The following is a 22820-nucleotide window of genomic DNA, read 5'->3' on the forward strand; positions in this document are numbered from 1 at the left end:
CGCTATTCGTCTCAGGCAGCGCGGAGCTTCTGCAGCTTCTTGAGCGCCATCTGCCGCTTCAGGCGGCTGAGGTGGTCGATGAACAGGATGCCCTCGAGGTGGTCCATCTCGTGCTGGATGCAGGTGGCGGCCAGCCCCTCTATCACTTCCTCGTGCGCCTTGCCTTCGAGGTCCTGCCAGCGCACCCGGCACGTCGCGGGACGATCGACATCGGCGTAGATGTCGGGGACCGAGAGGCAGCCCTCCTGGTAAGTCGCCAGGTCGTCAGCCGGATCGAGAATCTCGGGGTTCACGAACACCCGCGGTTCCTTTTTGGTCGGCTGGTGATGGTGATGATGGCCGTCGTGGTTGCACGGTTCGGGCTCGGCATCCGGGTCTTCGGGCTGGAGGTCGATCACCAGCAGGCGCTTGGGAACGCCGACCTGAATGGCGGCGAGGCCGATGCCGTTCGCGGCGTACATGGTTTCGAACATGTCTTCGACGAGCGTCTTCAGTTCGTCGTCGAACTCGGTGACCGGTTCGGACACGACCTTGAGCCGGGGATCCGGCACTTCCAGGATTTCACGGATAGCCATGACGGCCAAATAGGCACACTGCCGCTGAACGGCAAGTGAGCGCTGCTAACCCACCGGGCGGCGCGCACGCAGGGCCTGCGCCAGCGTGCCTTCGTCGAGGTAATCCAGCTCCCCGCCGACCGGCAGGCCGTGCGCGAGTTGGGTGAGACGCACCGACAGTCCCTCGAGCCGTTCGGCGATGTAGTGCGCGGTCGTCTGCCCTTCGAGCGTGGCGTTCATGGCGAGGACGACCTCGTCGATCCCGCCCTTGGTCACCCGGTCGATCAGGCTGCCGATGGTCAGGTCTTCCGGCCGGACGCCGTCCAGCGCGCTCAGCCGCCCGCCAAGCACATGGTAGCGGCCGGTGAACAGCCTGGCGCGGTCGAGCGCCCAGAGATCGGCGACTTCCTCGACCACGCAAAGCGATCGCTGATCGCGGCGCGGATCGGTGCACACGCCGCACGGATCGGTGGTGTCCACGTTGCCGCAGGTGGCGCATTCGACAAGTTTGTCCTGCACCTCGGCAAGCGCGGCGACGAGCTGGCGGAGCGAGGTTTCGCGCCGCTTGACCAGCCACAGCACCGCGCGCCGCGCGCTGCGCGGCCCAAGCCCCGGCAGGCGCGCGAGCGCGGATGCCAGGTTCTCGATCTCTTGCGATGCCATGGGGGCGGAGATAGGGGCTGCCCTCCCTCCGCGAAAGGTCAGGCCCACCGCTTATGCGCATCGTCTTCATGGGAACGCCGGCCTTCGCCGTCCCGACGCTCGCCGCGCTGCACGAGGCGGGGCACGAGATCGTCGCAGTCTATACCCAGCCCCCGCGCCCGGCGGGCCGCGGCAAGCAGTTGCAGCCCAGCGCCGTCCAGGTGGAAGCGGACATCCGCCACCTGCCGGTTCGATGCCCGCCATCCTTGCGGTCGCCTGAAGCGCAGGCCGAACTCGCCGCGTTCGAGCCCGATATCGCGATCGTCGCCGCCTACGGCCTGATCCTGCCGCAAGCCGTACTGGATATCCCGAAGCAGGGCTGCCTCAACGTGCATGCCAGCCTGCTCCCCAAATGGCGCGGCGCGGCACCGATCCAGCGCGCGATCATGGCGGGCGACCCAGTCACCGGGATCACGATCATGCGGATGGAGGCCGGGCTCGACACCGGTCCCATGCTCGCCACCGCACGCACGCCGATCGACGACAAGACCGCCGGCGAACTGACCGAGGAACTCGCCGAAATCGGCGCGCAGTTGATGGTCGGCACGCTGATCGACCTGCCGATGCTCCACGCGATCGAGCAGGACGATGCCGAGGCAAGCTACGCCCCGAAGATCGACAAGGCGGAAGCACGCATCGACTGGTCGGGCGATGCCGAGGCGATCGAGCGCAAGATGCGCGGCCTCGCCCCCTTCCCGGGCGCGTGGTTCGATCTCGACGGCGAGCGGATCAAGGTGCTGAAGGCGCAGGTCGTCGCGCGCGAGGGGAAGCCGGGTACGACCCTGGACGATGATCTCACCATCGCCTGCGGTTACGCCGCGCTGCGGCCGTTTCGGATCCAGCGCGCGGGCAAGCCGGCGATGGACGTCGACGCGTTCCTGCGCGGCAAGCCGATCCCGGCAGGCACCATGATCGCACAGACGGACGCATGACTCGCTTTGCCCTTACTCTGGAATTCGACGGGACGCCGTTCTTCGGCCTCCAGCGCCAGGCGACGGGCCCCAGCGTGCAGCAGGCGGTGGAGGAGGCGGCACAGGCTGTCACCGGCGAGCAGGCCACGCTTCACGCAGCGGGACGGACCGACACAGGGGTCCACGCCTTGGCGATGCGCGCGCATATCGACATCGAAAAGCCGATCGAGCCGTTCCGCCTGATGGAGGCGCTCAACGCGCACCTGCGGCCCGATCCGATCGCAGTGATCGCGTGCGAGTCGGTGGCCGACGACTGGCACGCGCGCTTTTCGTGCATCGGCCGGGCGTACGAATACCGCATCTGCAACCGCCGCGCGCCGCTGACGCTGGAACGGGGCCGGGCCTGGCAACTCGCGCCGCCGCTCGATGCCGAGGCGATGCACCGGGCGGCACAGTCGCTCGTGGGCCTGCACGATTTCACGACCTTTCGTTCGGTCCAGTGCCAGTCGCCCAGCCCGGTGAAGACGCTCGACCGTCTGGACGTCCGGCGCGAAGGCGATCACGTGATCGTCGAAGCGGCCGCGCGCAGCTTCCTCCATCACCAGGTCCGCAGCATGGTCGGCTGCCTCGCGCTCGTCGGCATGGGCCGCTGGCATGAGGAGCAGGTGGCCGAAGCGCTCGCCGCGCGCGACCGACAGGCGCTGGGCCTCAATGCGCCGCCGCAGGGCCTCTATTTCGTCCGTGCGACGTATCCGGACGCTGACTAGCCGGCCTCGGCCCTAGCCATTCGCCGCGCGCGCCGCTAGCGACAGTTGCAATACGAAACTGGGAGACACGATCATGGCCACCACCGGCAAGCAGCTTTTCACCACACTTACCGCCGACGGAACCCTGACTCTGGAAGTGGTCGAGACCACGTTTCGCGAGCCCACGGGCAACCAGGTGCTGGTCAAGATGGAAGCCGCGCCGATCAACCCGAGCGACCTGGCGATCCTGACGAGCGCGGCCGATTTCGAGAATGCCGAATACTCCGCGGGCAAGGTCGTGGCCAAGATGCCCGAACCGTTCAACACCGGGCAAAAGGCACGCCACGGCCAGCGCCTGCCCGCGGGTAACGAAGGCGCGGGCACCGTCGTCGCCACCGGCGACTCGGACATGGCGAAGGCGCTGATGGGACAGCGGGTCGCCTGCGTTCCGGGCATGGCGTTTTCGCAATACGCCATCGCCGACGCCGCGATGTGCCTGCCGCTGGGCGATCACACCGCCGAAGCGGGCGCATCGAGCTTCGTCAATCCGATGACCGCGCTCGGCTTTGTCGAGAACGCCAAGATCGACGGCCAGAAGGCGATTCTCCACACCGTTGGCGCGTCGAACCTCGGCCTGATGCTCGATCGCATCTGCCGCGAGGACGGGATGCCGCTGGTCAACATCGTGCGCAAGGACGAGCAGGTCGCCCAGCTCAAGGCCCAGGGCGCCGAATGGGTGGTCAATTCGTCGGACGGCGATTTCATGGCGAACCTGCGGCACGCGATCGACGCGACCGACGCCTTCTACGGCTTCGACCCGGTCGGCGGCGGAACCATGGTGGACACCTGCTTCAAGGCGATGGAACAGGTCGCCGTGTCGAAGATGAAAGAATACTCGCGCTACGGTTCGACGCAGCCGAAGCGGATGTTCATCTACGGCCGCCTCGACATGAGTCCGACCACGCTGACGCCCTCGTACGGCTTCGGCTGGACGCTGTCGGGCTGGCTGCTGACGCCGTTCCTGCAGATGGCGGGGATGGAAACGACCATGCGGATGCGCAAGCGCGTGCTTGACAACCTGACGACCACCTTCGCAAGCCACTACAAGAGCAAGGTCGATCTCGACGGCATGCTGATGAAGGACGCGATCCTCGATTACCGTCGGATGAAGACCGGCGAAAAGTACCTCGTTACGCCCTGGGGTTGAGGAGGGGCGCGGTTAGCGCCGGTCGAATTCGGCCTGCATGCGGACGGGGTCGGCGATCCCGTTCGCGAGCAGCACCTGCAACAGGATGCGCGCCTTGGCCGGCCCCAACCCGCGGGCGGCGACGAAGCCCAGCGCGTCGTCGTCGACCTCCAGGTTGCGATCGACCGAACCCTGATCGACCCTGCTCGACCGGACGACCGGCACGCCTGCCTTCGCCAGCGCGTCCAGCACCGGCGTAGGCGCGTTGCCCTGACCCAGGCCGGCAAGCACCAAGCCCTGCGCTCCGCCCGATAGCGCGCACTGGACCGCGTCGGGTTCCATCCCGGCATAGGCCGTCAGGATCGACACTCTGGGCAGTCCATCCGGCCAGGCGAAGCGGGCACCCCTCCCCGTCCGGTCCGGTGGACCGAACCAGTCGAGCGATGTCGGGGTGACGTTCGCGATCGGACCGCGCGGAAACCCGCGAAACGCCTCGGCCCCGCCAGTCGCTGCCTTGCGAACGTCGATCGCGGCGAAAACCTGATCGCTCATTACCACCAGGACGCCGCGTCCGGCGGCCAGTTCGTCGCCCGCTACACGCACCGCATTGGACAGGTTGCGCATCCCGTCGCTGCCGACCGCGTCTGCCGGACGCATCGCGCCGACCAGAACCACCGGCTTTCCTGCCTGTAGCGTCAAATCGAGCAGAAAAGCGGTTTCCTCTGCAGTATCGGTACCGTGAGTAACGATGATTCCGTCGGTATCATCATCCAAAAGAGCGTCGAATATCGACATATGCAGCGCGTTCCAGTGGGCCCAGCCGATGTCCTGCGAACCGATCGCGGCGATGTCCCGCCCGTCGAATCGCGCGTCGAGACCAAGCGCCTGTGCCGCCGAGAGCAGTTCGGCCACGCCGATCTGGCCGGGCCGGTATCCCCGTTCGATCGCCGAACCCGCGCTGCCCGCAATGGTACCGCCGGTGGCGAGGATGCGAATACGGGGGGAAGTCATCGACGGCGCCCTAGCCCCGATTGACCCGGCGCGAAACCCGGCTAGAAGCGCGCGCTGCGTGGTCCCGCAATGCGGGCGCTTAGCTCAGTTGGTAGAGCATCTCGTTTACACCGAGAGGGTCGGCGGTTCGAGCCCGTCAGCGCCCACCACACAATTCTCCGGCGATCCGCATACGTAATCGTTGCGACAGCGGGCTAGCCCTGCTCGCCGGGAAGCGGCAGAGTTCGCGCATGGCCGTTTCCACCGTAGCCATTCTCACCGCCGGCGGTCTCGCGCCGTGTCTTTCGTCTGCGGTCGGCGGGCTGATCGAGCGATATACCGCCGTTGCTCCCGACGTAAGGATCATCGCCTATCGCAACGGCTATGCCGGGCTGCTGCTGGGTGATTGGGTCGAGGCGACCGACAAGGTGCGCGCTGCGGCTTCGCGCCTCCATGCGTTCGGGGGAAGCCCGATCGGGAACAGCCGGGTCAAGCTGACCAATGTCGCCGATTGCGTCGCGCGCGGGCTGGTCGCGCCGGGACAGGATCCGCTGAACGTGGCTGCCGAACAGCTCAGCCGCGACAATGTCGACGTGCTGCACACGATCGGCGGGGACGATACCAACGGCGCCGCGGCCGAACTGGCTGCATACTTGGCCCGCAATGGCTACGACCTCACCGTTGTCGGACTTCCCAAAACCATCGACAACGACGTGATCCCGATCCGCCAGTCGCTCGGTGCGTGGACCGCCGCCGAACAGGGCGCCATCTATGCCCGAAACGTGATCGCCGAACACACCTCGAACCCGCGGATGCTGACCGTGCACGAAGTAATGGGACGCAACTGCGGCTGGCTGACCGCCGCCACGGCGCATGCCCACCACGAATGGGTCAAGAGCGCGCCCTTCGCCGAATGGATGGAAAACGCCGCGGCCCGCTGGGACGTCCACGGCGTGTTCGTGCCCGAGCGACCTTTCGACATCGCCGCCGAGGCAAGCCGCCTGCGCGCCGTCATGAACGAGCATGGCAGCGTCAACCTGTTCGTTTCCGAGGGAGCCGGGGTGGCGGAAATCGTCGCGGCACTCGAAGCGACGCGCGAGGCGGTTCCGCGCGACCCCTTCGGCCACGTACAGCTCGACAAGATCAATCCGGGCCAGTGGTTCGGTGGCCGCTTCGCCGAAGCGCTGGGCGCGGAAAAGGTGCTGGTACAGAAGAGCGGCTATTTCTCGCGCTCGGCGCCCGCGAACGGTGCCGATCTCGCGTTGATCAAGTCATGCGTCGAGCGCGCCGTGGACGCCGCGCTGACCGGCGAATCGGGCGTCGTCGGCCAGGATGAGGATCGCGGCGACGAATTGCGGGTGATCGAGTTCGAGCGGATCAGGGGCGGCAAGACTTTCGATGTCGATACGCCGTGGTTCGCGCAATTGCTGCGCGAGATCGGTCAGGCCTGAGACTTCCTCGGCTTGGACTAGCCGCCGATAGCTTCGTCGACGAGCGCCTTGGCTTCTGCACTCTGCCAGTCGTATCCGCCCACCACGCGCGCCACTTCGACCCCGCTGGCATCGTAGAGTACGGTCGTCGGCAGGACGCCGTCGCCGCCGAGCGCGGTGCTCAGCGCGTTTTCCCGATCGAGCCACGGTTCGAGGCGGGCGAAATTCGCCTTTTCGAAGAACGGAACGACCTTTTCGGCGCCAGAAAGGTCCTGGCTCGCAACGACCACGCGCAACTTGTCGCCATAGTCGGCCGCCAGCCCGTCGAGCAGCGGCATTTCCTCCACGCACGGCGCGCACCAGGTCGCCCAGAGGTTCAGCAGCACCGGCTTGCCCGAAAGCGCCGCGGTGTTGAGCTGCTTGTCGTCGGGATCGACGAGCGCCACCGCGGGCATCAGTTCCCCGGCGCGGCTGCGGTCGATTTCGCCGGTCAGGGTGCCTTGGGCCGTCTGTTCTCCCGCCTGTTCTTGCGGGTCGGCAGGCTCTTCCCTACTGCACCCGGCAACCAGGCAAGCCGAAAGAACCAGCGTGAACGACAGTCGCAAGGACAGTGACGGCAAGGGGGCAAACTCCATGTGGGGCGGACGCTTCGCAGAGGGGCCTAGCGCCATCATGCGCGAAATCAACGCCTCGATCCCGTTCGACAAGGCACTGTGGCGGCAGGACATTGCCGCGAGCAAGGCGCACGTGGCAATGCTGGGCGCACAAGGGATCGTCTCAGCGGACGATGCCCGCGCCATTTCCCAAGGGCTCGACAACATCGCCGCCGAGTACGAAGCGAACGGCGTGCCCGAGGACTGGGACCTGGAAGACATCCACATGGTCACCGAGAGCCGATTGGCCGAGCTGATCGGCGCCCCAGCGGGCCGACTGCACACCGGCCGCAGCCGCAACGACCAGGTGGCGACCGACTTCCGCCTCTGGGTGCGCGACGCGATCGACCAGGTCGACGCCGGGCTGGCCGACCTTCAGCGCGTGCTGGTTTCTCGCGCCGGGGAGCACGCAGATTCAATCATGCCCGGCTTCACCCATCTGCAGACCGCGCAGCCGGTTACGCTGGGCCACCACCTGCTCGCCTACTACGAGATGCTGCGCCGCGATCGCTCGCGCTTCGCCGACGCCCGCGTCCGGGGCAACGAAAGTCCGCTGGGCAGCGCGGCCCTGGCCGGAACCGGCTTCCCGCTGGACCGCGACGCGACCGCCGCCGCGCTCGGGTTCGACCGGCCGACCGCAAACAGCCTCGACGCGGTGAGCGACCGCGATTTCGCGCTCGATTACCTGCAGGCGGCCGCCCAGTGCGCGCTGCATCTCTCGCGCTTCGCCGAAGAGCTGATTCTGTGGGCCAGCCAGCCCTTCGGCTTCGTCCGCCTGCCCGATGCACTAAGCACCGGCAGCAGCATCATGCCGCAAAAGAAGAACCCCGACGCCGCAGAACTCGTGCGCGGCCATTCTGGGCGGATCGTCGGCTGCCTCACCAGCCTGATGGTGACGATGAAGGGCCTGCCGCTCGCGTATTCGAAGGACATGCAGGACGACAAGCCGCCGGTGTTCGAGGCGCACGGGCTCCTCGCCCTGTCGATCGCGGCGATGACCGGGATGATCGCCGGTAGCAGGTTCCGCCCCGACCGGATGCGCGCCGCCGCGGAGCTCGGCTATGCCACCGCGACCGATCTGGCCGACTGGCTCGTGCGGCAGGCCGACGTGCCGTTCCGCGAGGCGCATCACATCACCGGCGCGGCAGTGAAGCTCGCCGAAAGCCGCAACATGGCACTCGATGCGCTTTCGCTTGCGGACCTGCAGGCGATCGACCCGCGCATCGACGAGCGCGTGTTCGCGGCGCTCTCGGTCGACGCATCGGTCGCTGCGCGCGCCAGCTATGGCGGGACCGCGCCGGTGCGGGTAAGGGAACAGGTGGCCGCGGCGCGCAAGGCGCTGGGCATGGAGACCCCATGAAGCGCATTGCCGTTCTTTCCGCCGTCGTCCTTCTTGCCGCCTGTGGGCAGAAGGCCGTGCTGGCGCCGCCGCCGGGCCAAGCCTTGCCCCCCGCGCCTTATGGTTCGCAATCCCAGCCTGACGCGGAAGACCTGCTCAAGCCGGACCCGCTCGCCGCGCCGGAGCGCTCGGTCGAGCTGCGCAGACGGTCCGAGGAACGCGCCGACGACCCATTCGACCTGCCGCCGGAATAGCTTCGGCCGATAACCTGCGGCCATGACCGGCCAAGCAAGGCTTGCTTGGCCGACCTCCCCTACAAGGCTAATCGCCCCGCCGATGGACCACTTCCAGCTCCGCAACGGCATCCTCCACGTCGAGGACGTACCCCTTCCCGCGATCGCCGAAGCCGTCGGCACCCCGGTATACGTCTATTCGCGAGCTACGCTGGTGCGTCACGCCCAGGTCTTTCGCGACGGGCTGTCAGGCCTCTCGGACCCGCACATCGCCTTTGCGGTGAAGTCTAACCCCAACCTCGCGGTACTTCGGGTCTTGGCGAAGGAAGGCTTCGGCGCCGACGTGGTCAGCGGCGGCGAACTGACCCGCGCGCTCGCCGCCGGGATGAAGCCGGCGGACATCGTGTTCTCCGGTGTCGGCAAGACCCACGCGGAACTCGTCCAGGGGATCGAGGCCGGAATCGGCCAGTTCAACATCGAGAGCGAGGAGGAAGGCTACGAGCTTTCCGCCATCGCCCAGGATCGAGGGGTCCGCGTCGCCTGCGCGTTGCGTGTTAATCCCGACGTGGATGCCCGGACTCACGAGAAAATCTCTACCGGCAAGCGCGAGAACAAGTTCGGCGTGCCGCTCGACCGGGCCGCATCTATCTATGCAGCACTGGCCGACAAGCCGGGCCTTGATATGCGCGGCGTGGCGGTACACATCGGCAGTCAACTCGGCGATCTCGAGCCGCTGGAAACCGCGTTCGGCAAACTGGGTGCCCTGATCGCGGAGCTGCGCGGCAAGGGTCAGTCGGTCACCCATGCCGACCTCGGAGGCGGTCTCGGCGTTCCCTATCGCAAGGACGAGGTGTTTCCAACTCCAGCCGAATACGGCGCGATGGTCGCGCGCGTTACCGCCGATTGGAGCGTTCGGCTGTCCTTCGAGCCCGGGCGCGTGATCGCGGGCAACGCGGGCGTGCTGCTCACCCGGGTCATCCGGTCCAAGCGGAGTGGGAACGGCCCGCCCTTCGTGATCGTCGATGCAGCGATGAACGACCTCGCCCGCCCGGCGATGTACGGCGCCTGGCACGATTTCGACGCGGTGCAGCCGACCGGCGAGCGGATGACGGCGCACATAGTCGGCCCCATCTGCGAGACGGGGGACACCTTCGCCATGGACCGCGAGATCGATGCCATCGGCGCAGGCGACCTCGCGGTGTTCCGCACCGCGGGCGCATATGGCGCGACGATGGCATCGAGCTACAACAGCCGGGGCTACGTCGCCGAAGTGCTGGTGGACGGCGATCGGTTCGCGGTCGTGGCGGACCGGATCATGCCGCATTCGATCATGGATGCCGAGCGGGTCCCCGAATGGCTCTGAACTCGCTGCCGCTGTTTCACCGCGTCAGCGGACAGCGGGTGGTGGTGCTTGGCGACGGCGACGCGGCAGACGCCAAGCGCAGGCTGGTGGAGCGCGCCGGCGGGATATGCTGCGGCGAGCCCGAAGCGCACCATGCGCGGCTCGCCTTCGTGGCGATCGACGACGCCAAGACCGGGGAAGCGGCGGCGATCCGGCTGCGTTGCAGGGGCCTGCTGGTCAACGTGACCGACCGGCCCGAACTGTGCGATTTTACCGTGCCCAGCATCTTGGACCGCGATCCGGTTATCGTGGCGGTGGGCACCGGAGGAGCCTCTGCCGGTCTTGCCAAGCAGCTGCGCCTGCGGCTCGAGGGATTGCTGCCTCCATCGCTCGGGGCGCTGGCATCGGCGCTATCGGATGCGCGTGACGCCTTGCGCACGCGCTGGCCCGACGGCGGCGCAAGACGCCGCGCTCTAGACAGCGCGCTGACGTCCGGTGGTCCGCTCGACCCCTTGCGCGCCCAATCCGCCGATCATGTCCAGGCATGGCTGAATGGCGATGAAGCGGCGTCCGCCTCAGGCATAATCGACGTTTACTTGGCCAGCGACGATCCCGATGACCTGACGCTCCGTCAGGCGAGGGCTCTGGGAGAGGCCGACGCGGTCGTCGCCGGACCGGGAGTGCACGACGCGATACTGTCCCGCGCACGCGCCGACGCGATCCGCTTGGGAGCGGGTGAGAAGATACCGACGCAAGCCGCGCTGACAGTGCGCTTGCACGCACCCGGCGATCAGGGCGAAACGATCTCCAGGTTTTCGAACCGGAATTGACCTGAGCCGCAGAACACGGTCGCCTTGCCAAGCCCCAGGTTACCGAGGCGAAGCGGCGCCACCTGCGTGCCGAAGCGCACCTGACCCTGCCCCGCCGCATCGACCTGCATCTCGAAATCGATCACGTTCGCGATCGGCACCTCGGCAATCGCCTGGCGGATGGGTTTCCCGTCTGCGCGGCCGACCAGCAGAAGCTGGAAAGCCTGCGCGCCGGCCGCGGGCAAACTGATCTGGAACCCGAGCGAATTCGCGTTGTCGGCAGAGCTAAGCACGATCCCCGCATTGGGCACGATCCGACCCGACTGCAACGATACGGCCCGCAGGATGGATTTCATCCTAACCGACGGTCCCGCCGGACTCGTGATCGACGAACTACGGTTCGCGGCCGCGTCACAATCGAAAGTGAGCGGCGCCGCGGTGGCGAGGTTTGCCGACACACCGACACAAAGTGCACACCCCAGAGCGGCCAAAGCTTGGAATTTTCGCATGATAGATCCGCCTATGAAGCCCCGCTGCGAACTTGTCACGCCTCGGGCGTGCGCAGAGGTCGCTGCCTTCAGGCGGCGCCGATCGCCTGCAGCCTGCTTACCAGCGATGCATCGTCGAACGGCTTGATGACGTACTCGTCCGCGCCGGCCTCTATGCCCTTGTGAATGTCGCGAGCGCCGGAATTGGTGGTGCAGAATACGACACGGGGACGGCGCTCCGTCGGGATCGCACGCAGGGCGGTCACGAAGTCGATGCCGCTCATGACCGGCATGTTCCAATCCGTGATCACGAGATGGGGCATGGCCGCACGGCAGCGGGCGAGGCCTTCCTCGCCGTTCTCGGCCTCGACCACCGCATAGCCCACGCTCTCCACGATCCGGCGGGCGACTTTGCGGATCATGCGCGAATCGTCGACGATCAGGCAGATGCGCTGCGACGGTTGCGGTGGCGATGCGGGGCGGTCGGCTTCGGCCGACGCGACATGCGGCGCAGTTGCGGCATCACCAGTGTTCAGGCGCTTGATCAACCCGTGAATGACACGAACTCCTCTTCGCCATAGACCGGGCGCTCGTCGCCAGCGATCTCGGTATCCCCGATCGGCCGCTGCGCGGCACTCGCCGGAGCCTTCGATGCCGATTCGGAAGGCGTCATGCAGACATGGAGATAGGGCACCCAGACATCGCCGAAATCGGCCTTCTGGTACCACAGGTCGAGCACGTCGTAGCTGGCCCAGCAGCCATCCGGTTCAAGCAATCGAACGCCTTCGCCGATTCGCGGAACCGCGGCAAATCGGATTCTGTGCTGGGTTTGATGCGTTTCGTTCTGGATTTCGATTTCGATCACCGGCGCGCACCCCTTGCTTGAAGGCGACCCTAAATCGAAATGGTTGCCGAAGTTTCAACTCCGGCGCGCGAGCCGTGCCTTATGGTCAGATCGCCGATTTCGCTGCCTTGCCCAGCTCGTGGAAATAGCGCGCCATAGCGTCGGCGGCCTTGTCGCTGAGCTCGATGAAGGCGCGGCGCCGATCGCTCTCGTCCTCGACCCTCACGAGGAGGCCCGCCTCGACCATCTGGCTTATCCAGCGCAGCGCGGTGGTCGGGGGAACGCCGCTGGCGATGCAGAGGGACGTAACCGACACTCGCGTGTGTTCGGCGCGTGCGGCAGTAAGGTCGAGCAGGATGTCCCAGGCCGGGTCGGCAAAAAGCTCCCCGCCGAGGAACTCGCTACGGAGCTGGCGCTGCCTGATTATCTTCCGCACCAGCCGGGGATCGGGCAGAGGCGGACGCGACGGCCGGATAAGCTTGCGCTCCGCATCGCCATCGCCCGAGAAGTCATCGGTTGGCGACTGAAGCCGGAACGCGCTGCCCTCGTCGGTCGAGAGCCGGTCGATCTGCGCCGCGATCTGGGCAACCTGCTCGGTCAACCGATGCAAGGTTTCGCGGTCCTGCTCGTCGAGTTCGCGCAGTCTCATGCGGGCAACCTTGGGCAAGGTGCGCGCAAGGGCAATTACGCGCTCTCCCCTAGTCGGCTCGATAACTATGTCGGCGCCCGAACGGTCGAGACAGGCGAACACGGCCTCAAGGGCGGACATGGTGGTGGCGACGACCAACGGCACGCCTCGTTCTGCGGCCCGCTGGTCGAGATGCATCAGCGCGGCCAAAGTGGCTCCGTCGGCCACCGGACTATCGACCAGAATGACGTCGGCAGGCAGCGGAGGGGCGTTGTCGTCCAGTTCGGCGAGCAGGTCGTAGCTGACCCATCCGAACCCGGCAGTCACCGCGTCGTCGCGGAAATCGGCTGCGGTCGCGAGGCGTGCGGAATAGACCCCCACCATCAGCGAGATCGCGTCGCTGAGGCTAGTTGCATACGCGAAATCGGCCTGGCTCATGCCCGCGGCTCCGTGGTTCTACCTAGCAACAGGCGTAGAACGGGCCGAACCGAAGTCAATATTTCTCAAGGCCTTATCTCGATCGGCGTGCCATCTTCGATCGCATCCCACAACAACGTGATCTCCGCGTTGGAGACTGCGATGCACCCGTCGGTCCAGTCCCCCTCCATCCTGTCATCCACCGGCATTCGGTTGGGCTGACCGTGGATAAAAATGTCGCCGCCGGGAGACAGCCCGTATGACTCCGCGAACGCGCGATCGGTCGCGTTCGGATAGTCGATCTGCAGACTGAGGCGATAGGCGCTGCGCGGATTGCGCGTGTGGATCGTGTACCGGCCTTCTGGAGTGCGTTCGTCCCCCTCGAATTGCTTGTGGCCGACCGGCGCATCACCAAGCTGAATGCCGGTTATCGTCCGGATCGGCTGACCGACTGCATAAAGGGTCAGAGTCCGGTCGGACTTGTCGACCAGCACGAAATCGGCGACCGGTTCGTTCGCCAGGCCGGGGGCGCTGGATGCCAGCGCCGTCCCCAGCATGACGACGAACCGCCGCATCGTCAGTCGATGAAGGGATCGCGGACGAGGATGGTATCCTCGCGTTCCGGGCTGGTCGAAACGAGCGCGACCGGGGTCTCGATCAGTTCCTGCACGCGCTGGATGTACTTGATCGCCTGTGCCGGAAGGTCAGCCCACGAACGGGCCCCAGCCGTCGTCTCGTGCCACCCGTCCATTTCCTCGTAGATCGGCTCGACCGCCGCTTGATCGGCCGAGTGACTCGGGAAATAGTCGAGGATTTTGCCGTGCAGGCGGTAGCCGGTGCAGATCTTCACCGTGTCGAACCCGTCGAGCACGTCGAGCTTGGTCAGCGCGATGCCGGTAACGCCGGAGATCGCGCACGACTGACGCACGAGCACGGCGTCGAACCAGCCGCAGCGGCGCTTGCGCCCGGTGACGGTGCCGAATTCATGCCCTCGCTCGCCCAGCTTCTGGCCCGTCGCATCGTCGAGCTCGGTCGGAAACGGCCCGCTACCGACGCGCGTCGTGTAGGCCTTGACGATCCCGAGCACGAACCCGGTCGATGCCGGGCCCAGGCCCGATCCCGATGCAGCGGTGCCGCTGACGGTGTTGGAGCTGGTGACGAACGGGTAGGTTCCGTGATCGACATCGAGCAGAACGCCCTGCGCGCCCTCGAACAGGATACGCGCGCCCGCCTTGCGAACCTTCTTGAGGCGCTTCCACACCGGCTGCGCGTACTGCAGGACATAGGGGGCGATCTCGGCGAGGTCCGCCAGCAAGCGGGCGCGATCGACGGGAGGCTCGCCGAACCCGGCGCGAAGCGCATCGTGATGCGCGCAGAGCCGGTCGAGCTGCGGTTCGAGCTGGTCGAGGTGCGCCAGATCGCACACGCGAATCGCGCGGCGGCCGACCTTGTCCTCGTAGGCCGGGCCGATGCCCCGCCCGGTCGTGCCGATCTTGCCCGATCCGGCAGCGGTTTCGCGCAAGCCGTCGAGGTCGCGGTGGATCGGCAGGATCAGCGGGCAATTGTCCGCGATCGCGAAATTCTCGGCATTGATGACGACGCCCTGCCCTTCGAGCTTCTCGATCTCGGACTTCAGATGCCAGGGATCGAGCACCACACCGTTACCGATGATCGACAAGGTGCCGGTCACGATACCGCTGGGAAGCAGGCTGAGCTTGTAGACCTTCTCGCCAACGACGAGTGTGTGGCCGGCGTTGTGCCCGCCCTGAAAGCGTACGACGGCATCGGCGCGACTGGCCAGCCAGTCGACGATCTTGCCTTTGCCTTCGTCGCCCCACTGGGCGCCGATCACGGTTACATTGGCCACTTGGGAAACGGTCCTTCCATCGGGGGGCGAAAACCGTGCCGCGCCCTAGGGCAAGCGAGCGGCAGGGGCAAGGCGACTCCGTGTGCAATGCGCCACAATGGATCGGACCGAGGTGCGCGAGGCTCGGCAAGCTGCTATCGGCCGCTTCAATCCACCCATCCGCAGCAGGTTTCACGTGCCCCTATCCGCCCCCGCCCGGCATGACCCCGTTCAGGTCGCCGCGCTCTATCATTTCACCCGGTTCGACGATCCTGCCTCGCTCAGGCAGCCGCTTGTCGACGCGTGCGAAGCCGCCGCCATTCGCGGAACGCTGCTCCTCGCACGCGAAGGCATCAACGGGACGATCGCGGGCAGCGAAGACGGTATCGCCGCCGTTCTCGATCACATTCGCAGCCTTTCGGGATGTGCGGAAATCGAGGTCAAGTTTTCGCGAGCCGATTCAATGCCCTTCCACCGCATGAAGGTGCGGCTGAAGCGCGAGATCGTGACGATGGGCCAGCCCGATCTCGATCCGTTGTCAGGCACCGGCACCTATGTCGCTCCGGAAGACTGGAACGCCCTGATCGACGATCCCGACACGATCGTCATCGACACCCGCAATGCCTACGAGGTGGCCATCGGCAGCTTCGCAGGCGCGATCGATCCGGGAACTGACAGCTTCAGCGAATTTCCCGCCTGGTTCAGAGGCCGGCGGGCCGAACTGGAAAATGACGGCAGGACGCCGCGCATCGCCATGTTTTGCACGGGCGGAATTCGCTGCGAGAAGTCGACGGCATTCCTCAAGAGCGAGGGGGTGGAGGAGGTTTTCCACCTCAAGGGCGGGATCCTCAATTACCTCGAACACATTCCTGCCAGCGACAGCCGGTGGCACGGCGAGTGCTTCGTGTTCGACGAACGGGTGAGCGTGGGTCACGGACTCACCCCCGGACCCCATACGCTGTGCCGTGCCTGCCGGATGCCGCTGGGAGAGGATGATCGTTCCTCACCGCTGTTCGAGGACGGCGTAAGCTGCCCGCACTGCGCGGCGGAGCGAACGGAAGAACAGCGGGCGCGCTATGCCGAGCGCCAGCGGCAGGAAGCATTAGCTGCCCGACGGGGCTACGAACATGTCGGCGCGCGGCTACCGTCTTCGGACAGCTAGACCGGCTGCGGTTCCCTGCCCACCAGGCGGTGGGTGCATCCCAGCCCTGCGGCGTCCTCGGTCCCGTCCAGTGCGGCAAGCGTACGCCAGCCGATCGCCCGGAGCCGTGCGGCAGCATCCCGATCGTGATCTTCAGGAAGAAACAGTAGGTCGCCCGCCGGGGCATCGCCGAGCGCATCGACCAGTGGATCGATATACAGCGAGAACCCGGTCGCCGGCTCCCCGCCTCCAACGCGGTAGGTTCCGCCGCGCCCCAACGTCCCGCGTGCACCTTCGGCATAGAGGGTAAAGCCGAACCAGCTCTGGTACTGGAAGCCGTGGCGTTCTGCCGGATCGAGAGTAACGCGCGCCTTGCCTTCGACGCGCGCGGCGATCTGCCGCAATCCCTCCAGCCGCGTCGCGAGCGCGCCGCCTGCATCGATCGCGGCCAGCCGCCGAGATGCCTCGTCGAACGGACCGGCCGCATAGAGCAGCGGAAGATAGGCCTCGCCCCCCGCAGCCTTGAGTGCGCCGGCATCCTTGGCATCCAGTTCCCGGCGCACATCCTCCACTTTCTCGGGCGAAAGAGGCAAGGCGCTTTCGGCAAGCGTGTCGACGAGGTCGGGCAGCGTGAAATCGACCGAGATTCCCTGCGCGCCAGCCGCGCTCAGCGCCTCGATCGCCACATCGACGATTTCCGCCGCGGCCGCCGCGCTGTCGCTGCCGATGAGTTCGGCGCCGATCTGCAGCCGCTGCCTTGCCGGATCGAGCTGGTCGCTGGCGATCACCGTGACTTCGCCGGCATAGCACAGCCTCAGCGGCCTGGGCGCCGTGGCCATGCTCGTCGCCGCGATGCGCCCCACCTGCACGGTGATGTCGCTCCGCAACGCCAGAGTGCGCAGGCTGGCCGGATCGACGAACCGGAACATCCGCCGTGTGGCGACCCCGCTCATCCGCGTGGCCATCGACTTTTCGAATTCGATCAACGGCGGGATGACCCGGTCGTATCCGTGCGCGTCCATCGCATCGAGCGCCGCGCGGCGCGCGCGGGTGAGTGCGCGCGCAGAGGCTGGAAGGCGGTCTTCCAGCCCGACAGGCAGCAGGTCGGCGGTCGGATCGGTCATCTCAGTCCCGTTCGATCAGTTTCGCGAGCGCGGGTGTCCGGCGGCGAACCGGACGCCCGCTTTCGCGGCGCAGAGGCGGTTATGCAATAGGCGCGCGGTTCAGAACGACAGCGCCCTGACGGTCTTCACGCCCTGCAACTGGCAGGCCTTGTCGATCACGTCCTTGGTGATCGGCTGGTCGACGCTGAGCAGCAGGACCGCTTCGCCCCCGGCATCGCGGCGCCCGAGATGGAAGGTGCCGATGTTGATGCCGCTTTCGCCCAGCAGCGTACCGATGCGGCCGATGAAGCCGGGAGCGTCCTCGTTCACGATGTAGAGCATGTGTCCGGCAAGCTCGGCCTCAATGCCGATGCCGAAGATCTCGACCAGGCGCGCGGTATCCTGCCCGAAGAGAGTGCCGGCCACCGACCGATCGCCTTGGCTGGTGCCCACGGTGACCCGCAGCAGGGTGCTGTACGCGCCTTCGCGCTCGTGCCGGATCGATCGCACGTCCAGCCCGCGTTCCTTCGCCAGGAACGGCGCGTTGACCATGTTCACGCTGTCAGAATACTGCTTCATGAAGCCAGCCAGCACGGCCGCTTCGAGCGGCTTTCCGGCCAGTTCCGCCGCCGCGCCTTCGCGCTCGATCGAGATTTGCGTGAGGTTGCCGTGGGCAAGCTGTCCCACGAGGCTTCCGAGGTTTTCGGCGAGCTTCATGTAGGGGCGCAGCTTGGGCGCTTCCTCCGCGCTGAGCGACGGCATATTGAGCGCGTTGGTGACCCCGCCGTTGACGAGGTAGTCGGCCATCTGCTCGGCAACCTGAAGGGCCACATTGACCTGCGCTTCGGTCGTGCTCGCGCCGAGATGCGGCGTGCAGATGAAATTCTTCGTCCCGAACAGCGATGAATTCGTCGCTGGCTCGGTGGCGAATACATCCAAAGCAGCACCCGCGATGTGCCCGCTGTCGAGTCCATCCTTCAATGCCGCTTCGTCGATCAAACCGCCGCGCGCGCAGTTAACAATGCGGACACCCTGCTTGGTCTTTTCGAGCCGCTCGCGGCTGAGGATATTGCGGGTCTGGTCGGTCAGCGGCGTATGCAGCGTGATGAAGTCGGCCCGCGAAAGCAGCGTTTCGAGATCGACCTTTTCGATGCCCAGTTCGACCGCCCGTTCCTTGGTCAGGAAGGGGTCGTAGGCGACGACCTTCATCCTGAGGCCCAGCGCGCGGCTGGCGACGATCGAGCCGATGTTGCCCGCGCCGATCAGGCCCAGCGTCTTGCCGGTAACCTCGACGCCCATGAACCCGTTCTTGGGCCACTCGCCCGCCTGGGTGCGCTCGTTGGCTTCGGGGATCTGCCGCGCGAGCGCGAACATCAGCGCGATGGCATGTTCGGCGGTGGTGATCGAGTTGCCGAACGGGGTGTTCATCACCACCACGCCCTTGCCGCTGGCATAGGGGATATCGACGTTGTCGACACCGATGCCGGCGCGGCCGATGACCTTGAGGTTGGTCGCGGCGTCGAGGATTTCACGCGTGACCTTGGTCGAGCTGCGGATCGCCAGACCGTCGTATTCGCCGATCCGGGCGATGAGCTGTTCGGGCGTTTCGCCAGTGATCACGTCGACGTCGCAGCCGCGCTCTTCGAAGATCTTCGCGGCGTTGGGATCCATCTTGTCGGAAATGAGGACTTTGGGCTTGGTATTGCTCTGGGCCATCTTCGGCCTCCTTGAATGAAAGGGGAAACGCGGCGGGCAACGGGGCCCGCTCACGCTGAAATCAGGCTGCTGTCGCCGCGTAGGCCCAGTCGAGCCACGGACCGAGCGCCTCGATGTCGGCGGTCTCGACCGTGGCGCCGCACCAGATGCGCAGGCCCGCCGGCGCGTCGCGATAACCCGCGACGTCGTAGGCGGCATCGTGCTCTTCAAGCAGCTTGGCCATTGCCTTGATCCGCGCTTCGTCGGCACCGTCCACCGTAAGGCAGACGCTGGTGTTCGACCGGCTTGCGGGATCGGCGGCGAGATGGTGCAGCCAGTCGCGCGCGCCGACGATGGCGTCGAGCGCCGCCGCGTTGGCATCGGCCCGCGCCTTCAGCGCCGACAGGCCGCCGAGCGACCTGCCCCACTCGAGCGCGAAGATCGCGTCCTCGACCGCCAGCATCGACGGGGTGTTGATCGTCTCGCCCTTGAACACGCCTTCGGCCAGCTTGCCCTTGGAAACGAGGCGGAAGACCTTGGGCAGCGGCCATTCGGGGGTATAAGTTTCGAGCCGTTCGACCGCGCGCGGGCCGAGGATCAGCACGCCGTGCGCGCCCTCTCCGCCCAGCACCTTCTGCCAGGAGAACGTCAGCACATCGACCTTGTCCCAAGCGATATCCTGCGCGAACACCGCGCTGGTGGCGTCGGCGATCGACAGGCCTTCGCGGTCGGCGGCGATCCAGTCGGCATTCGGGACGCGAACGCCCGAGGTGGTGCCGTTCCATGTGAAGATTACATCGGTCGACCAGTCGACCTGCCCGAGATCGGGCAGCTCGCCATAATCTGCGCGGATCACGGTCGGATCGATCCTGAGCTGCTTGACCGCGTCGGTCACCCAGCCCTCGCCGAAGCTTTCCCACGCCAGCGTGGTCACGCCGCGCGCGCCGAGCATCGTCCACATCGCCATTTCGACCGCGCCGGTGTCCGAACCGGGGACGATCCCGATCCGGTGCGTGTCCGGCACCTCGAGCACTTCGCGGATGAGGTCGATGCATTGCTGCAGGCGCGCCTTGCCGATCTTCGAGCGATGCGAACGCCCGAGCGATTCGGTGGCCAGTTTTTCGGGGGACCAGCCCGGCGGCTTCGCGCAGGGACCGGAAGAAAAGTACGGGCGCGCCGGCTTCATTGCCGGCAGCGGCGGGGTATCAGTCATGTAGTCTCTCCTTGCAGAGAGCACGCGCGGCGTTGGGACCGCGTGGCCCGTCGGCCGCACTAATGTTGCGGCGCAGCGAGTCAAGCGCGCAATCAGGTTATGCGCTCAAGCGGTTTCGCGCACGGACGGTTCCCCCCTCGCCAATCGCCTTTGATATCAATATGGCCACCCGATGCAGGTGTCCGATCTTCGCGTCGCATTGTTCAGCGGCAACTACGCCATGACGGTGGACGGGGCGAACAAGGCGCTGAACCGGCTGGTCGACTACCTTCTGCGCCAGGGCACTACGGTGCGGGTCTATTCGCCAACCATCGCCAATCCTCCGTTCGAGCCGAAGGGCGAACTGGTCAGCCTGCCGTCGGTCGCGATCCCCGGTCGCAGCGAATACCGGGTGCCGACCTGGCTCGGTTCCCGCGTGCGCGCCGACCTCGAGGCTTTCGCCCCCGACATCGTCCACATCTCCTCGCCCGACTTCGCCGCGCGCGAAGCGGCGCGGTGGGCGCGCGACCGGAGCATTCCCGTAGTCGCCAGCGTACACACCAGGTTCGAGACGTATCCGCGCTACTACGGCCTCGGGTTTCTCGAACCCGCGCTGGAGAGCTGGCTTCGCCGCCTGTATCGGCGTTGCGATGCACTGATCACGCCTTCGCCAAGCATGATCGAGACACTGCGCGAGCAGCGGATGAACGACGACATCGGCCTGTGGTCGCGCGGGGTCGAACACACGATCTTCAATCCCGGTCGCCGCGATTCGGCCTGGCGGCGCGAACTGGGCTTCGCCGACGACGACATCGTGGTCGGCTTCCTTGGCCGTCTCGTGCTCGAAAAAGGTCTCGACGTCTTTTCCGAAGTGGTCGCGGAACTCGGCCGGCGCCGCGTGCCGCACAAGGTGCTGGTGATCGGCGACGGGCCGGCACGGGCGACTTTCGCCGACAAGATGAAGGGCGCTTGTTTCGTAGGATTTCAGGGCGGGATGAACCTCGGCCGCGCGGTCGCCTCGATGGACGTCCTGCTCAACCCGAGCGTGACCGAGACGTTCGGCAACGTCACGCTCGAGGCGATGGCCTGCGGCGTGCCGGTGGTCGCCGCCGACGCGACGGGAGCGGCCAGCCTGGTCGAGGACGGGGTGAACGGCTACCTCGTGCCGCCGCGAGCGATCGGCGACTATGCGGACCGGATCGAGGCTTACGTGGCCGATCCGGACCTGCGATCGGCGCACGGGCAGGTCGGCGCTGACCGCGCCCAAGCGTTCGAATGGGACACGATCAACCGGGCGGTCGCCGATACCTACGTTTGGGTGCTGGGCGCCAGGAAGCGCTGACCTAGCGCAGCACTCCGGTCGCGGTCATGCGGTTCGCGTACCATACCAGTGCGATGATGATCGCGAAGATCACCAGCGTGAACACCATCGGGATCGTCGAATCCGTCAGGCCCGGCATCGGGTTAGTGAACTGGTATGCCATGCCGCCGATCAGGCCGATCAGCGAAATCACGAAACTGTGCATCGCGAAGCGGCTCCGCAGAAGCAGCAGTACCGATCCGGCGACCGATCCCCAGACGCCCAGCGCCCAGAAGAAATCGGCCCAGATCGGGAAGCCGTCCCAATAGGCGATCGCGGTTTCGACGTCGAAACCCAGCGGTTCGACCGCGCTGGCGATGTAATCCCGGTCGCGCAACTGGGTCATCGTGTAGTCGTAGGCGCCGAACGAGTTCCACAACAACGACAGCCCACCGACGACCCAGAGATGCCAAGGCGATGCGGCAACGGCATCAGTCGTCCCGATTGACTCGTCCATGCTTGCACTCCCCCCTCGAATGCGGCCCGCGGCGGCGAGGATATCACGCCGCCGCGGTTGCACCAAACGGTCAGAGCCTTTCGATACGCTTGGCCATCTCGTCGATCATGTCGACGATCTGGTCGATCGCCTCTTCGCCCAGTTCGCCGGCGCGCGCCTTGTGCTTGAGCACTTGCGCCAGATTGCCCATCGCCCGCGCCACGTGGGGCGAGCGGCCGCGATGCTGGCGTTCGCCGTGATCCGAAAGCCGTTCGAACAGCGCGTCGACTTCATCGGCCCTCTCTTCGAGTTCCTTGCGTCCTGCGTCGGTGGCCGCAAACGGCTTGCGCGCGCTGGTGTCGTCCAGTTGCTCGCCGATCATGCCCTCGTCGGCCAGGAGTTGCAGCGTCGGATAGACCGCGCCGGGGCTGGGGGCATAGCCGCCGCCGGTCAGTTCCTCGATCGCCTTGATCAGCTCGTACCCGTGCCGCGGTTGGTCGGCGATCAGCTTGAGCATCGCGAGACGCAGCTCTCCCTGTCCGAACATCCTGCCGCGGCGACCGCGACCACCGGGTCCGCCCGGCCCGAAGGGGCCCGAGGGTCCGAAAGGTCCGGAAGGCCCGAACGGTCCACCGGGTCCGAACGGCCCGTCGGGACCGAACACGTCCCCGTTCCACCCGCGCCCTGCCATCCGGGAGGCCATCTTCGCGGCCATTGCGGCCTTCATCGCGCGCCTGATGTCGCGCTGGTATCCGTGTCTCATATCTTCAACTTC

25 protein-coding genes and 1 tRNA gene are annotated in these 22820 nt (G+C 66.4%); 11 read left to right on the forward strand and 15 right to left on the reverse strand.

All coding sequences use genetic code 11. The features are described from left to right. Positions 1–11 precede the first annotated feature (11 nt). The gene (locus tag AR323_RS09935; RefSeq protein ID WP_057883834.1) at positions 12–575 is read right to left on the reverse strand and encodes a peptide deformylase; all 564 of its coding nucleotides are present in this window, start codon (positions 573–575) and stop codon (positions 12–14) included. 45 nt (positions 576–620) lie between these two features. After that, positions 621–1217 carry a recombination mediator RecR gene (gene recR, locus AR323_RS09940; protein WP_057883835.1) on the reverse strand — a complete coding sequence of 199 codons (597 nt, stop codon included), beginning with the start codon at positions 1215–1217 and terminating at the stop codon, positions 621–623. 53 nt (positions 1218–1270) lie between these two features. On the opposite strand from recR, the gene fmt reads away from it, so the two are divergent. The 3 genes from fmt (at position 1271) to AR323_RS09955 (ending at position 4120) form a co-directional block, all read left to right on the forward strand. Then, positions 1271–2188, forward strand: a complete 918-nt coding sequence (gene fmt, locus AR323_RS09945) for a methionyl-tRNA formyltransferase (protein ID WP_057883836.1) — start codon at positions 1271–1273, stop codon at positions 2186–2188. Then, on the forward strand, positions 2185–2934 hold the full coding sequence (gene truA / locus AR323_RS09950; RefSeq protein ID WP_057883837.1) for a tRNA pseudouridine(38-40) synthase TruA: 750 nt from the start codon (positions 2185–2187) through the stop codon (positions 2932–2934). The genes fmt and truA overlap by 4 nt, the downstream gene beginning before the upstream one ends. 73 nt (positions 2935–3007) lie before the next feature. Continuing rightward, on the forward strand, positions 3008–4120 hold the full coding sequence (locus tag AR323_RS09955; RefSeq protein WP_057883838.1) for a zinc-binding dehydrogenase: 1113 nt from the start codon (positions 3008–3010) through the stop codon (positions 4118–4120). 12 nt (positions 4121–4132) lie between these two features. On the opposite strand, the gene AR323_RS09960 is transcribed toward AR323_RS09955, so the two are convergent. Beyond that, positions 4133–5110 (reverse strand): asparaginase, encoded by a 978-nt coding sequence (locus tag AR323_RS09960; protein ID WP_057883839.1) that lies wholly within the window; start codon positions 5108–5110, stop codon positions 4133–4135. Positions 5111–5183: 73 nt separating this feature from the next. On the opposite strand from AR323_RS09960, the gene AR323_RS09965 reads away from it, so the two are divergent. Further along, a tRNA-Val gene (locus tag AR323_RS09965) sits at positions 5184–5259 on the forward strand. Between the two features lie 81 nt (positions 5260–5340). Next, positions 5341–6540: a pyrophosphate--fructose-6-phosphate 1-phosphotransferase gene (locus tag AR323_RS09970; protein WP_057883840.1), complete on the forward strand. Its 1200-nt coding sequence runs from the start codon at positions 5341–5343 to the stop codon at positions 6538–6540. 17 nt (positions 6541–6557) lie between these two features. On the opposite strand, the gene AR323_RS09975 is transcribed toward AR323_RS09970, so the two are convergent. Continuing rightward, the gene (locus AR323_RS09975) at positions 6558–7154 is read right to left on the reverse strand and encodes a TlpA family protein disulfide reductase (protein WP_083495358.1); all 597 of its coding nucleotides are present in this window, start codon (positions 7152–7154) and stop codon (positions 6558–6560) included. Between AR323_RS09975 and argH the strand changes: the two genes are divergently transcribed. From argH to AR323_RS09995, 4 genes are all read left to right on the forward strand, one after another. Next, positions 7153–8532, forward strand: a complete 1380-nt coding sequence (argH, locus tag AR323_RS09980; protein WP_057883841.1) for an argininosuccinate lyase — start codon at positions 7153–7155, stop codon at positions 8530–8532. The genes AR323_RS09975 and argH overlap by 2 nt on opposite strands. Next, the gene (locus tag AR323_RS09985; RefSeq protein ID WP_057883842.1) at positions 8529–8765 is read left to right on the forward strand and encodes a hypothetical protein; all 237 of its coding nucleotides are present in this window, start codon (positions 8529–8531) and stop codon (positions 8763–8765) included. Before argH ends, AR323_RS09985 begins: the two co-directional genes overlap by 4 nt. Positions 8766–8847: 82 nt before the next feature. After that, a complete protein-coding gene (lysA, locus tag AR323_RS09990; protein WP_057883843.1) occupies positions 8848–10107 on the forward strand; it encodes a diaminopimelate decarboxylase in 1260 nt (419 codons plus the stop codon). Beyond that, positions 10098–10916 (forward strand): precorrin-2 dehydrogenase/sirohydrochlorin ferrochelatase family protein, encoded by an 819-nt coding sequence (locus AR323_RS09995; protein WP_057883844.1) that lies wholly within the window; start codon positions 10098–10100, stop codon positions 10914–10916. The genes lysA and AR323_RS09995 overlap by 10 nt, the downstream gene beginning before the upstream one ends. On the opposite strand, the gene AR323_RS10000 is transcribed toward AR323_RS09995, so the two are convergent. The 6 genes from AR323_RS10000 to AR323_RS10025 all read right to left on the reverse strand — a co-directional run bounded on the left by AR323_RS10000 (position 10877) and on the right by AR323_RS10025 (position 15139). Beyond that, entirely contained in the window at positions 10877–11251 is a 375-nt protein-coding gene (locus AR323_RS10000; protein WP_057883845.1) for a hypothetical protein, read from the reverse strand. The two genes, AR323_RS09995 and AR323_RS10000, sit on opposite strands and share 40 nt — an antisense overlap. A gap of 221 nt (positions 11252–11472) precedes the next feature. Then, complete coding sequence (locus AR323_RS10005) at positions 11473–11931, reverse strand: response regulator (RefSeq protein WP_321164545.1); 459 nt, start codon at positions 11929–11931, stop codon at positions 11473–11475. Further along, a complete protein-coding gene (locus tag AR323_RS10010; protein ID WP_235510542.1) occupies positions 11928–12248 on the reverse strand; it encodes a hypothetical protein in 321 nt (106 codons plus the stop codon). Before AR323_RS10010 ends, AR323_RS10005 begins: the two co-directional genes overlap by 4 nt. Before the next feature lie 85 nt (positions 12249–12333). Further along, positions 12334–13293 (reverse strand): winged helix DNA-binding protein, encoded by a 960-nt coding sequence (locus tag AR323_RS10015; RefSeq protein ID WP_057883846.1) that lies wholly within the window; start codon positions 13291–13293, stop codon positions 12334–12336. 65 nt (positions 13294–13358) lie between these two features. Further along, complete coding sequence (locus tag AR323_RS10020) at positions 13359–13847, reverse strand: L,D-transpeptidase family protein (RefSeq protein ID WP_057883847.1); 489 nt, start codon at positions 13845–13847, stop codon at positions 13359–13361. Positions 13848–13849: 2 nt separating this feature from the next. Next, the gene (locus AR323_RS10025; RefSeq protein WP_057883848.1) at positions 13850–15139 is read right to left on the reverse strand and encodes an adenylosuccinate synthase; all 1290 of its coding nucleotides are present in this window, start codon (positions 15137–15139) and stop codon (positions 13850–13852) included. A 97-nt stretch (positions 15140–15236) separates the two neighbouring features. Here AR323_RS10025 and trhO point away from each other — a divergent pair, with 97 nt between their 5' ends. Further along, the gene (gene trhO, locus AR323_RS10030) at positions 15237–16280 is read left to right on the forward strand and encodes an oxygen-dependent tRNA uridine(34) hydroxylase TrhO (protein ID WP_083495359.1); all 1044 of its coding nucleotides are present in this window, start codon (positions 15237–15239) and stop codon (positions 16278–16280) included. On the opposite strand, the gene AR323_RS10035 is transcribed toward trhO, so the two are convergent. The 3 genes from AR323_RS10035 to AR323_RS10045 all read right to left on the reverse strand — a co-directional run bounded on the left by AR323_RS10035 (position 16277) and on the right by AR323_RS10045 (position 20270). Further along, a complete protein-coding gene (locus tag AR323_RS10035; protein ID WP_057883849.1) occupies positions 16277–17383 on the reverse strand; it encodes an ATP phosphoribosyltransferase regulatory subunit in 1107 nt (368 codons plus the stop codon). The genes trhO and AR323_RS10035 overlap by 4 nt on opposite strands. 99 nt (positions 17384–17482) lie before the next feature. Further along, positions 17483–19078 carry a phosphoglycerate dehydrogenase gene (gene serA / locus AR323_RS10040; protein ID WP_057883850.1) on the reverse strand — a complete coding sequence of 532 codons (1596 nt, stop codon included), beginning with the start codon at positions 19076–19078 and terminating at the stop codon, positions 17483–17485. Between the two features lie 61 nt (positions 19079–19139). Next, the gene (locus AR323_RS10045; protein ID WP_057883851.1) at positions 19140–20270 is read right to left on the reverse strand and encodes a phosphoserine transaminase; all 1131 of its coding nucleotides are present in this window, start codon (positions 20268–20270) and stop codon (positions 19140–19142) included. A gap of 172 nt (positions 20271–20442) precedes the next feature. Between AR323_RS10045 and AR323_RS10050 the strand changes: the two genes are divergently transcribed. Further along, positions 20443–21591: a glycosyltransferase family 4 protein gene (locus AR323_RS10050; protein ID WP_057883852.1), complete on the forward strand. Its 1149-nt coding sequence runs from the start codon at positions 20443–20445 to the stop codon at positions 21589–21591. A gap of 1 nt (position 21592) precedes the next feature. Here AR323_RS10050 and AR323_RS10055 read toward each other — a convergent pair whose 3' ends face one another. Both AR323_RS10055 and AR323_RS10060 read right to left on the reverse strand, forming a co-directional pair. After that, a complete protein-coding gene (locus AR323_RS10055; RefSeq protein WP_057883853.1) occupies positions 21593–22066 on the reverse strand; it encodes a hypothetical protein in 474 nt (157 codons plus the stop codon). Positions 22067–22136: 70 nt separating this feature from the next. Further along, a complete protein-coding gene (locus tag AR323_RS10060; RefSeq protein WP_235510544.1) occupies positions 22137–22808 on the reverse strand; it encodes a PadR family transcriptional regulator in 672 nt (223 codons plus the stop codon). Positions 22809–22820: the final 12 nt, after the last annotated feature.

This window comes from Tsuneonella troitsensis, assembly GCF_001441535.1.
GTDB lineage: Bacteria > Pseudomonadota > Alphaproteobacteria > Sphingomonadales > Sphingomonadaceae > Tsuneonella > Tsuneonella troitsensis.